This window comes from Oerskovia sp. NPDC057915 (assembly GCF_042887685.1).
Lineage (GTDB): Bacteria > Actinomycetota > Actinomycetes > Actinomycetales > Cellulomonadaceae > Oerskovia.
The window spans coordinates 193,569-204,494 of record NZ_JBHVOS010000001.1 but is presented as its reverse complement, the minus strand read 5'-3'; the positions used below and the strand labels follow the sequence as shown (position 1 = coordinate 204,494).

Sequence of the window (10,926 nt, the reverse complement as noted above, 5' to 3'; positions counted from 1 at the left end):
CGGTCGGGGGGCCGCCCCCGTCCTCACGCGTTGGGGGCGACGGTCGTCCCGGGTCCGCGTCGGCGGGCCGTCACGGCCGGCCCGCCCGTCTCGACCGACGGGGCCCCACCGTCCCGGGCCGCGGCCCCCGCGCCCGGCTCGTCCAGGACGGCGCCTGCACCCCCGGGAGCCCCCTCGATCTCGAACCGTCCGTCCGCGAGGAGCTCGAGGTCCGCGTGCGCGGCCTGCCCCTCGCTCGTGAGGTAGTCGCCCAGGAAGATCGAGCTCACGATCTCGAGCGCGAGCGGCTGGAGCGAGCGCAGGTGCACCTCGCGCCCTGCCGCGAGGCGGAGCTCGGCCGTGGGGCACACGAAGCGCACCATCGCGAGGATCCGCAGGCACCGCTGAGGGGTCAGGTCCCAGGTCCCGGCGAGGGGCGTGCCGTCGAACGGCACGAGGAAGTTGACGGGCACGGAGTCGGCCCCGAGGTCTCGCAGCGCGAACGCCACGTCCACGAGGTCCTCGTCGCTCTCGCCCATGCCCGCGATGAGCCCCGAGCAGGGGGAGAGCCCGGCGCCTCTCGCACGCTCGACCGTCTCGACGCGGTCCGTGTACTCGTGCGTGGTGCAGATGTCGGCGTACGTCGCCTCCGACGTGTTGAGGTTGTGGTTGTAGGCGTCGGCGCCCGCGGCGGCCAGCCGCTCGGCCTGACCGGTGCGCAGCAGGCCGAGGCACGCGCAGACCTCGACGTCGGGGTGCTCGCGCTTGATCCCGTCGACCATCGCGGACACCCGTGCCACGTCGCGGTCGCTCGGTCCGCGTCCGCTCGCGACGAGGCAGACGCGGCGGGCGCCGCCCTCGATCCCGGCCCGGGCGGCGGCGACCGCGTCCTGGGTGCTCAGCCACGAGTACGTCAGGACGGGGGTCGTCGAGCCGAGGCGCTGCGAGCAGTAGGTGCAGTCCTCGGGGCACAGGCCCGACCGCAGGTTGACCAGGTAGTTGAGCCGCACGCGGCGGCCGAACCGGTGGCGACGCACGCGCCCGGCCGCGGCGACGACGTCGAGCAGGTCGTCGTCGCTCGTCCGCAGCACGGCCAGCGCCTGGGCGCGCGTCGGCGCGGCTCCGGCGAGTCCCCGGGCGACGAGGGGGGCCAGGAGGTCGCGGACGGTCTGCGGGGCGACGGGTTCAGGGTCGGGAGCGTGGTTCACGACCTCGATCCTTCTCGCGCGCCCCCTTCCCCTCCTCGGTCGACCGGCACCACACGGGCCGCCTCCCGTTGGGCGGGACCGCAGCCCGTCGTGGGGTTCCTCCAAGTGCCTCGCCTGCGCGTTGGCGACAGCCGAGATCTCGACACCATACCTAGAGGTAGGTATGGTGTCGGCATGAGCGACACCGACCTCCCCAGCCGCGAACGCCTCGTCCGCGCGGCCCGCGACCTGTTCTGGGCCCAGGGGGTCGAGGGCACGAGCCCGCGCCAGGTCCTCGCGGCGAGCGGCGTCGGGCAGGGCAGCCTCTACCACCACTTCCCCACCAAGCACGACCTCTCGCTCGCCGCGATCAGCGCGACCACCCACGAGGCCCTCGCCTCCGTCGCGGCCGACCTCGAGGACGCCGACCGCTCACCCACCGAACGCCTCGTCGCCTACCTCGAACGGCCCCGTCCGGCGCTCGCGGGCTGCAAGGTCGGGCGCCTGACGAGCGACCCATCGGTCATGTCGGATGAGGAGCTGCGAGGCCCCGTCCGCGACTACTTCGCGGGCCTGGTCACGCGGGTCCGGGCGGTCTTCGAGGAGTCCGGCCTGCCCGACGACGCCGCGCACGACCGCGCGTACGCGGCCGTCGCGATCGTCCAGGGCGGGTACGTGCTCGCGCGGGCACTCGACGACCCGGCGGCGATGAGCGCCGCGGTCGAGGGGTTCGTGTCGATGCTCGAACCGGCGCCGGACCCGAGCACGGCGGCACGCCGATGAGCGCCGGGGGCGCCGACCGCGACGCCGACCCCACGGAGACGTCCTCCACCCACGAACCCTCGTCGCTCCGCGAACGGCTCCGCGCCCTGCCGACCTTCGCCCCGGGCCTGCCGACCTTCGATCCTGACGCGACGCCGTCGGATCCCGTGACGCTGTTCCGCGCCTGGATCGAGGAGGCGATCGATGCCGGGGTACCCCTCCCCCACGCCATGACCCTGGCGACCTCCGGGGCCTCCCGCGAGGTGCACGCGCGCACCGTGATCCTCAAGGACGTCGACGCCTCGGGTTGGTGGTTCGCGACCGGCGCGTCGAGCCCCAAGGCACGTGACCTCGCGGAGAACCCGCACGCCGCCCTCACGTTCCTCTGGCCCGTGCTCGGGCGTCAGGTCCGCGTCGCCGGACCTGTGACGCCCGCCGCGCCTGCGACGAGCGCGACCGACTTCCTCGCCCGCCCGGACGGGTCGCGCGCCGCCGCGCTCGTGGGCCACCAGAGCGAGGCGCTGACGTCCCGGCAGGAGTACCGGGACGCCTTCGCGGGCGCGCTCGCCCGCGTGCAGCACGACGCGACGCTGATCGATCCCGCCTGGACCGCGTACGCGCTCGCGCCGACGTCGGTCGAGTTCTGGCAGGCGTCGGACGACCGCGGACAGACCCGGCTGCGCTACCGCGCATCCGGCCACGACTGGGAGAAGGGGCTGCTCTGGCCATGACGAGGACCACGCAGGACACCACCGGTACGCACGCCACCCCCGACGAGACGCGCGCCGCACGGGCCGACGCGGCCGACGCGCTGCACCGGCTCGTCGACGCCGTCCGCACGCTCGACGACGCCGCCCTCCGCTCCCCCAGCGCTCTCGACGGGTGGACGGTCGGGCACGTGCTGTCCCACGTCGCGATGGTCGGCGACGCGCTCGCCCGCCAGGCCGAGCTCGCGTCCCGTGGCGAGACGGCCGAGGTCTACGAGGGTGGGGCCGAGGGGCGCGCCGCCGGGATCGAGGACGGCGCGACCTGCTCCCGCGACGAGCACCTCGCCGCGCTCTCGGCAGCAGGTGCACGGCTCGACGCCGCCTGGGACCTGACCGACCGCACCCGGTGGGACGCCCCGGTGACGTACCGCGACGGGACGGTCGCCGACGTCCTCGACTGCTGGTGGCGAGAGGTCCGCATCCACGCGACCGACCTCGGCGCGGTCAGCACGGCCCAGGGCCTCACGCCGACAGCGACCTGGGGGCTCGCCTTCACCGACCACCTGCTCGACTTCCTGGGCCTGCGCCTGTCCGCGCCCGTGCTCGTGGTGCGGGACGAGGACGGGGCGCGCTCCGTCGTCGGGCCGGACGGCGTGCAGGCCGCGCCCCCCAGAGCCGACGACGCGCTCACGACCGTGACAGGTTCCGCGGCGGAGGTCGCCGCGTGGCTCGCGGGCCGCGAGACCGCCACCACCCCGGCCGCGCACCGGGACAGCAGGACCGTGGAGCTGCCCCCGCTCGCACCGTGGCCCTCGGGCGTCCCCGTGCGCCGCCGTGAGCCGGTCAGGCCCTGACCAGGACCGTCCCGTCCTCGACCGCGACCTCGAAGGTCGCCAGGACCTCGGGCTCCTTGCCGCTCGGGTCGAGGCACTGGCCCGTCGTCAGGTCCCAGACCTGCTTGTACATGGGCGACGTGATGGTCGGGGTCTCGCCCGCCGAGCCGACGATCCCGCGCGAGAGAACGTTGGCCCCCGAGTAGGGGTCGCGCTGCTGGACCGCGAACAGCCGGTCGTCGGCGAGGCGGAACACCGCGACCTGCGTGCCGTCGACCAGTGCGGCGACACCACGTTCGGGCACGAGCCGCTCGAAGGGGCAGACCGTGGTCCATGCCGTCGTGCTCACTTACGGACCTCCACCGTGCGGGCGATCACCGGGTTGTTGTCGGAGGGCTCGCCGGGGCGGGCCGGTCGCACCTGGCCGCGCACGCCCGTGTAGGCGAGGTCGGGGTCGTGCTGGTCGGGCGCGTTGACGAACGACACGAACCGCGACAGGCGGTCCGGGTCGTCGAGGGTCTGCGCCCACTCGTCGACGTACGACTCGACGTGCCGGGCGACCTCGGCCTCGAGGTCGGCCGCGATGCCCAGCGAGTCCTCGACCAGGACCTTGCGCAGCTCGACGATCCCCCCGGGGAAGTCCGCGACCCACGGGGCCGTGCGCTGCAGGCGGTCAGCGGTCCGCACGTAGTACGCGAGGAAACGGTCGACCACCGCGACGAGCGTCTCGTCGTCGAGGTCCTCGGCGAGCAGCTCGGCGTGACGGGGCGAGAAGCCGCCGTTGCCGCCCACGTACACGTTCCAGCCCTTCTCGGTCGCGATCACGCCCACGTCCTTGCCCCGCGCCTCGGCGCACTCTCGCGCACAGCCCGAGACGCCGATCTTGAACTTGTGCGGCGAGCGCAGCCCCCGGTAACGGAGCTCGAGACGAACGGCCATGCCCACCGAGTCCTGCACCCCGAACCGGCACCAGGACGAGCCGACGCACGACTTCACCGCGCGCAGCGACTTGCCGTACGCCTGCCCCGACTCCATGCCCGCGTCGACCAGACGGCGCCAGATCTCCGGGAGCTGGTCGATCCGCGCCCCGAAGAGCCCGATGCGCTGGGCGCCCGTCACGCGCGTGTACAGGCCGAAGTCCTGCGCGACCTGCCCGATCACGATGAGCTTCTCGGGCGTGATCTCTCCCGCCGGGACGCGCGGGACCACCGAGTACGTGCCGTCCTTCTGCAGGTTGGCCAGCGCGCGGTCGTTGGTGTCCTGGAGCGCGGCCTGCTCGCCGTCGAGGATGTACCCGCCCCACAGCGACGCGAGGATCGAGGCGACGACGGGCTTGCAGACCACGCAGCCGCGACCCGTGCCGTGCGCCGCGACGATCTGGGTGAAGGTGCGCAGCCCGTCCTGGCGCACGAGCGCGAAGAGCTCGGCGCGCGACATCGTGAAGTGCTCGCACATCGCGTTCGACACCGTGACGCCGGCGGCCTCGAGCGTCGTGTTGACGATCTTGGTCAGCACAGGCACGCACGACCCGCACACGGTCCCCGCCTTGGTGCAGGCCTTGACCTCGCCCAGGCTCGTGCAGCCGTGCTCGGTCACCGCCCCGCGGACCGTCCCGGCGGTGACGTTCGCGCACGAGCAGACCACGACGTCGTCGGGCAGGTCGCCGCCGAGCACCGGTGCGCCGCCCTCCGGGGCGAGGAACGCCGACGGGTCGGCGCCCAGCGAGCGCCCCAGCAGGGGGCGCAGCGACGAGTAGAGGGCCGCGTCGCCCACGAAGACGCCGCCGAGCAGGGTCCGTGCGTCGTCCGAGACGACGAGCTTGCGGTAGGTCCGCGCGACCGGGTCCGCGAACGTGACCTCGAGCGCGCCCGGCGTCAGCCCGAACACGTCGCCGAAGCTCGCGGCCTCGACGTCCACGCCCTTGAGCTTGGTCCCCTCGGGCGCCGGCGAGTACGTCGAGACACCGCCCAGCAGGCGGTCGACGACGACGTCGGCCATGGCGTTGCCCGGGGCGACCAGACCCACGCACTGGTCCTCGAACGACGCGCACTCGCCGATGGCCCACACGGCCGGGTCCGAGGTGTGGCACGCCGCACCGACGACGACGCCGCCGCGCTCGCCGATCGCGAGGCCCGCCTCGCGCGCGACACGGTCGCGGGGACGGATGCCGGTCGAGAAGATCACGACGTCGGCGGGGACGCGCGACCCATCCGACAGGTCCATGCCGCCCACCGCGCCGTCGCCCGCGGCCGTGAGCCCCGTGGCACCGGTCGACGTGCGGACCTCGATCCCACGGTCGGTCACGAGCACGCGCAGCGCCTCGCCGCCCGCGTCGTCGAGCTGGACGCTCATGAGCCGGTCGGCGAACTCCACGACCGTCGCGGCGGCGCCGAGGGTCTGGAGCGCGGCCGCAGCCTCGAGGCCCAGCACGCCTCCCCCGACGACGACGCCGTGCAGCGGGCGCCCCAGGCGCGCGGTGCGCAGCTCGACGTACTCGCGCAGCCCTTCGAGGTCGGCCAGGGTGCGGTAGCTGAAGACGCCCGGCAGGTCGGTGCCCTCGGTGCGGGGCGTCCAGGCCCAGGAGCCCGTGGCCAGGACCAGGTGGTCGTACGCGAGCACGCGCCCGGACCTGGTCGTGACGGTCCGCGTCTCGCGGTCCACGCTCGCGACCGCGTCGCCCGTGACGAGCTCCGTGCGCGGGTCCGCCCAGACCGAGGGCTCCATCGTCAGGTCGTCCGCCGAGCGTCCCGTGAAGTACTCGGACAGGTGCACGCGGTCGTACGGGGCACGGTCCTCGTCCCCGACGACGGACACGTGCCACGCCCCCTCGGGGGAGCGTGCGATCATCTGGCTCACGAACCGGTGGGCGACCATGCCGGCGCCGACCACCACGACGCGGCCGGGGGTGGGAGTGCTCATGTGGGGGGCCTCACGAGAAGGGTCGGGCGGGTACGGGGCGAGTCGGGTCACGGGGGGCGAGTGCGACCGTCAGGACCATCCTGGCGCATAGATACGAGGTTTCTGGTCAAAACGCCAGATCAGCGCGTCGCGGGGACCTAGGGCGGGACGTCCAGGGACCTTGGTCCCGAAAAAGTGTGACGCACGACCGTGACGGACGGCACAGCATGTGCACTCCTTCACAAGCGTAAAATCGAGCGGTGGCGACTAAGAAGACAACGGGTCAGAACACCATCGACGTAGCCCTCATCGGCGGCGGCATCATGAGTGCGACCCTCGGCGCCCTCCTGAAGCTCCTCGAGCCCACGTGGACCATCAAGGTCTTCGAGCGCCTCGACGCGGTAGCCCAGGAGTCCTCCAACCCGTGGAACAACGCTGGCACCGGCCACGCTGCGCTCTGCGAGCTGAACTACACCCCCGAGAAGGCCGACGGGACCGTCGAGATCTCCAAGGCGGTCGCGATCAACGAGCAGTTCGAGGTGTCGCGCGAGTTCTGGCACCACCTGCTCACCGGGGGCCACCTCCCCGAGCCCGCGAGCTTCATCAGCCACACCCCGCACATGACATTCGTGCGCGGCGCGGCCAACGTGGACTACCTCAAGCGCCGCTTCACCGCGCTGAGCGCCCACCCGCTGTTCAGCGAGCTCGAGTTCACCGACGACCCCGCGGTCATCGCCCAGTGGGCCCCCCTGCTGGTCCTCGACCGGGACGGCGACGAGGCCGTCGCCGCGACCCGCGCGACGAGCGGCACGGACGTCGACTTCGGCGCGCTGACGACGCAGCTCTTCGACTTCCTCACGGCGAACGACGTCGAGCTCAACCTCCAGCACGAGGTCAACCGCCTCACGAAGCGCAAGGACGGCACCTGGGACGTCACCGTCAAGGACGTGTCCTGGAACGCCAAGCAGGGGCCCCGCACGGTCAACGCCCGCTTCGTGTTCGTCGGCGCAGGCGGTGGCGCGCTGCCGCTGCTGCAGAAGGCCGGCATCAAGGAGGCCAAGGGCTACGGCGGCTTCCCCATCAGCGGTGAGTTCCTGCGCACCGACAACCCGGAGATCGTCGCCCAGCACCAGGCCAAGGTCTACGGCAAGGCCGACGTCGGCTCGCCGCCCATGTCCGTCCCGCACCTCGACACGCGCGTGGTCGACGGCAAGACGTACCTGATGTTCGGCCCCTACGCCGGGTTCAGCCCCAAGTACCTCAAGAAGGGCTCGCTGCTCGACCTCTTCACGTCGCTGCGGACCCACAACATCGGGTCCATGCTCGGTGCGGGACTCAAGAACATCGACCTCACGCAGTACCTGATCGGCCAGCTCGTCGCGAGCCCCGAGGCCAAGTTCACGGCCCTCCAGGCCTTCATGCCCACGGCCCACCCCAAGGACTGGGAGAAGATCACCGCGGGCCAGCGTGTCCAGGTCATCAAGAAGGACCCGGCCAAGGGCGGCGTGCTCGAGTTCGGCACCGAGGTCATCGCGGCCGCGGACGGCTCGATCGCCGGCCTGCTCGGCGCCTCGCCGGGCGCCTCGACCGCGGTCCCCGCGATGATCGACGTGCTCGAGCGCTGCTTCCCGCAGCAGTTCGCCACGTGGCGCCCCGCGCTCGGCGCCATGATCCCGAGCCTCGGCCAGGCCACGTGGGAGGCGACCGAGCTCGACTCGCTCTCCGCCTCCGCGGGCCCCTCGGAGGAGGCGGTCGGCGCGCGCTGACCTCACGCCGCGTCGAACGTACCGACGGCCGCCGCTCCACCACGGAACGGCGGCCGTCCCCGTACCCGCGACGGCGCGCCGACCTCCTTCCCGGGGCCGGCGGCCGGCACGTCGCGTCGTCGAGCCTCGCCGCCTCGGAGGGGCGCGTCGGCTGCTGACGGCCGCGCTACCGGCGCGCCTCGGCAAGCACCTCCTCGACCGCGTTCCACAGGTCGACGCGGGCCTGGTGCGTCGCTGCCGGGTCCGCGCCCAGCTCGTCCAGGGCGATGGGCTGGTACGGGGCAGGGACGATGAAGTGTCCCGCATCCTGCTGCACGACAGAACGCACCTGCGTCGGGTCGCTGAACCCCGACGCCGCCTCCGTGAGCAGCGGGCACGCCGCCCACACGGGGTCCGCCGTGCCGCACGCGAGCACCGTGGGGCCGACGATCGCGTCGACGTCGACCAACGCCCCCGGAGACGACGGGACGTTCGCCCGGTACTGGGTGCACGGCGTGCCGACTCCGTCGATCATCCAGGCCGACACCTGCCCGTTCGGGTAGCCGCAGACCAGTGCGGCAGCGCCGGTCGGCGCGAAGGCGCCGTACACCTCGTCAGGGCGGTTCGCGGCAAGCCACAGCGCCATCTCGCCGCCGCGCGACTGCCCGAACGTGAAGACCCGCTCGAGGTCGACGCCCGGCTGCGACCTCAGCCAGGCGAGGCCGGCGAGGAACGTCTCGACGGGCACGTTCTCCAGCCGGGACGACTGGCCCGGGCTCTTGATGTAGCTGATCGCCAGGGCCGGGTAGCCGAGCGCGGCCAACGAGACGGCTGTCGCTCGGGCGTTCCTCAGCCCACCCTCGGACCCGCTGAAGACGAGCACGGCGGGTGTGGGATCGCTGGCAGCGAAGCCCGCGGGCAGCGCGTAGGCGGCGACCATGCCGTCGTCGGTCACGTCCTGGACGTCGACGTCCGCCCCGTAGCCGCGTCTCTCGACGACGGTCTTCGCGAGCATCTCGCCGTCGGCCCTCACCAGGAGCCGGACGTCATGGTCCACCGACAGGGCGGCCGGGCCGAGCCGGAGCGAACCGGTCATCGACCAGAACGGTCCCATCGCGTCGGGCGTCGCCCACGCCCCCTCGGTCGGAGCCGTCGTCGCGAGGTCGACCCGACCGTCCTCGTCGGCCACGAACGTCGCCCTCGACGACATCGCCGTCCCGTCGACGTCCGTCGTGGCGACGAGCTGCACCTCGCGACCTGCTCCGAGGCCCGTCAGCGTGATCGCCACAGGGTCGAAGGCGCCCTCCTGGGCCACGACCTCGATCGCCGGGTCCTGTGCGGGCGGCGCAGAGCACGCCGCGAGGGCCAGCAGCGAAGCCGTCACCAGGGGAGCAACAGCGGGGACATGGTCACGTCGTCGGGAGGCCATGGGCGGATGCTCCCGCACCCGACCAATTCGCCACAACCCGCCGCGCCGGGTGGGCGCCCCCTCGATCCATCCCGGGGGCCTACTGCTGCCGCGCCTCAGCCAGGACCTCCTCGACCGTCCTCCAGAAGTCGACGCGGGCCTGGTGGGTCGCCGTGGGAATGGCGCCGGGCTCGTCCAGGCCAAGGGGAAGATAGGGGGCGTACGTGAGGTAGTGCCCCGCATCCTCCTGGACGATCGCGCGGACCTGCCCCGGATCGCCGAACCGAGGTCTCATCTCTGCGAGCAGCTCGCAGGCCGGCCACTGCGGGTCGGCCGTCCCGCACGCGAGGACGACCGGCGCTGCGATCTCCTCGACGGCGACCTGCTTCTCCGGCGAGACGCCGTACCGCACGTACGGAGCACACGGCAGCCCTTCCCCCTCCACGGTCCAGGCTGGTCGCGTCGCGTCCGGGTAGCCGCAGTACACGGTGCCCGACCCGGTCGGGGCGAACACGCCGTACACCTCGTCGGGGCGGTTGGCCGCAAGCCACAAGGCCATCTCGCCGCCGCGCGAGACCCCGAAGGTGAAGACCCGCTCGGTGTCGACCCCCGCCTGCCCGCGGAGCCACGTGAGTCCCGAGAGGAAGGTCTCGACCGGGATCTCCGCGAGCTCGGTCGGCTGTCCCGGACTCCTGAAGTAGCTGATCGCCAGGGCCGGGTAGCCGAGGTCGGCGAGCCAGACTGCGGTGGCTCGGGCGTTGTCGAGTCCCCCCTCGGAGCCGCTGAACACGAGCACGGCCGGCAACGACACGTCGGCCGAGAGCCCCTCCGGTGTCGCGTACGCGGCGACCATGCCCTCGTCGGACACGTCGCGGACCTCGACGTCCGCCCCGTACCCGGTCCGCTCGACGACCGTCTCGGCCAACGCTTCACCGTCGGCGCTGACCTCGATCCGGACGGCATGGTCGTTCGTGAGGATCCCGGCATCCCCGCTGAGCCGACCTCCGGTCATGGACCAGAAAGGCCCCATCGCGTCGGCGGTCGTCCACGACCCCTCGGTCAGTGCCGTCGTCGCGAGGTCCACCCGTCCGTCCTCGTCCGCCACGAACGTCGCCCGGGACGACATCACGGTCTCACCGAGCTCCGTCGTCGCGAACAGCCGCACCTCGCGCCCCGCACCGAGCCCGGTCAGCGTGATCTCGAGCGGGTCCAACACTCCGTCCTGCGCGACGATCTCGATCGCCGGCTCCTGTTCGGGAGGCGCCGAGCAGGCTGCGAGACCCAGCAGCGACGCGGTCAGCAGCAGGGCAACGGCAGGGACCTGGTCACGTCGTCGGGAGGCCATGGGCAAATGTTCGCGCACCTCACCAATTCCGCACAACGCGCCGCGCCGGGCGGGCGGCAGGG

The 10,926-nt window shown here is 72.9% G+C and carries 9 protein-coding genes; 4 read left to right on the top strand and 5 right to left on the bottom strand.

Annotation, left to right across the window (positions count from 1 at the left end):
* Window positions 1-23: 23 nt before the first annotated feature.
* The gene (gene bioB, locus ACFVQ3_RS00975) at window positions 24-1,187 is read right to left on the bottom strand and encodes a biotin synthase BioB (RefSeq protein ID WP_387633972.1); all 1,164 of its coding nucleotides are present in this window, start codon (window positions 1,185-1,187) and stop codon (window positions 24-26) included.
* Window positions 1,188-1,361: 174 nt separating this feature from the next.
* Here bioB and ACFVQ3_RS00970 point away from each other — a divergent pair, with 174 nt between their 5' ends.
* From ACFVQ3_RS00970 to ACFVQ3_RS00960, 3 genes are read left to right on the top strand one after another with little or no spacing between them, the layout of a single operon-like run.
* Complete coding sequence (locus tag ACFVQ3_RS00970; RefSeq protein ID WP_387633970.1) at window positions 1,362-1,949, top strand: TetR/AcrR family transcriptional regulator; 588 nt, start codon at window positions 1,362-1,364, stop codon at window positions 1,947-1,949.
* Entirely contained in the window at window positions 1,946-2,659 is a 714-nt protein-coding gene (locus ACFVQ3_RS00965; RefSeq protein ID WP_387633968.1) for a pyridoxal 5'-phosphate synthase, read from the top strand. Before ACFVQ3_RS00970 ends, ACFVQ3_RS00965 begins: the two co-directional genes overlap by 4 nt.
* Window positions 2,656-3,489, top strand: coding sequence for a maleylpyruvate isomerase family mycothiol-dependent enzyme (locus ACFVQ3_RS00960; RefSeq protein ID WP_387633966.1), 834 nt, complete (start codon window positions 2,656-2,658; stop codon window positions 3,487-3,489). The genes ACFVQ3_RS00965 and ACFVQ3_RS00960 overlap by 4 nt, the downstream gene beginning before the upstream one ends.
* Here ACFVQ3_RS00960 and nirD read toward each other — a convergent pair.
* Both nirD and nirB read right to left on the bottom strand, forming a co-directional pair.
* The gene (gene nirD / locus ACFVQ3_RS00955; RefSeq protein ID WP_387633964.1) at window positions 3,479-3,817 is read right to left on the bottom strand and encodes a nitrite reductase small subunit NirD; all 339 of its coding nucleotides are present in this window, start codon (window positions 3,815-3,817) and stop codon (window positions 3,479-3,481) included. The two genes, ACFVQ3_RS00960 and nirD, sit on opposite strands and share 11 nt — an antisense overlap.
* Window positions 3,814-6,387, bottom strand: a complete 2,574-nt coding sequence (gene nirB, locus ACFVQ3_RS00950) for a nitrite reductase large subunit NirB (protein ID WP_387633962.1) — start codon at window positions 6,385-6,387, stop codon at window positions 3,814-3,816. The genes nirD and nirB overlap by 4 nt, the downstream gene beginning before the upstream one ends.
* Before the next feature lie 239 nt (window positions 6,388-6,626).
* Between nirB and mqo the strand changes: the two genes are divergently transcribed.
* Window positions 6,627-8,132, top strand: coding sequence for a malate dehydrogenase (quinone) (gene mqo / locus ACFVQ3_RS00945; RefSeq protein WP_387633960.1), 1,506 nt, complete (start codon window positions 6,627-6,629; stop codon window positions 8,130-8,132).
* Between the two features lie 166 nt (window positions 8,133-8,298).
* On the opposite strand, the gene ACFVQ3_RS00940 is transcribed toward mqo, so the two are convergent.
* Together ACFVQ3_RS00940 and ACFVQ3_RS00935 are read right to left on the bottom strand one after the other, a co-directional pair.
* Window positions 8,299-9,540, bottom strand: coding sequence for an acyl-CoA thioesterase/BAAT N-terminal domain-containing protein (locus ACFVQ3_RS00940; RefSeq protein ID WP_387633958.1), 1,242 nt, complete (start codon window positions 9,538-9,540; stop codon window positions 8,299-8,301).
* A 79-nt stretch (window positions 9,541-9,619) separates the two neighbouring features.
* Window positions 9,620-10,864 carry an acyl-CoA thioesterase/BAAT N-terminal domain-containing protein gene (locus tag ACFVQ3_RS00935; RefSeq protein WP_387633956.1) on the bottom strand — a complete coding sequence of 415 codons (1,245 nt, stop codon included), beginning with the start codon at window positions 10,862-10,864 and terminating at the stop codon, window positions 9,620-9,622.
* Window positions 10,865-10,926 lie beyond the last annotated feature (62 nt).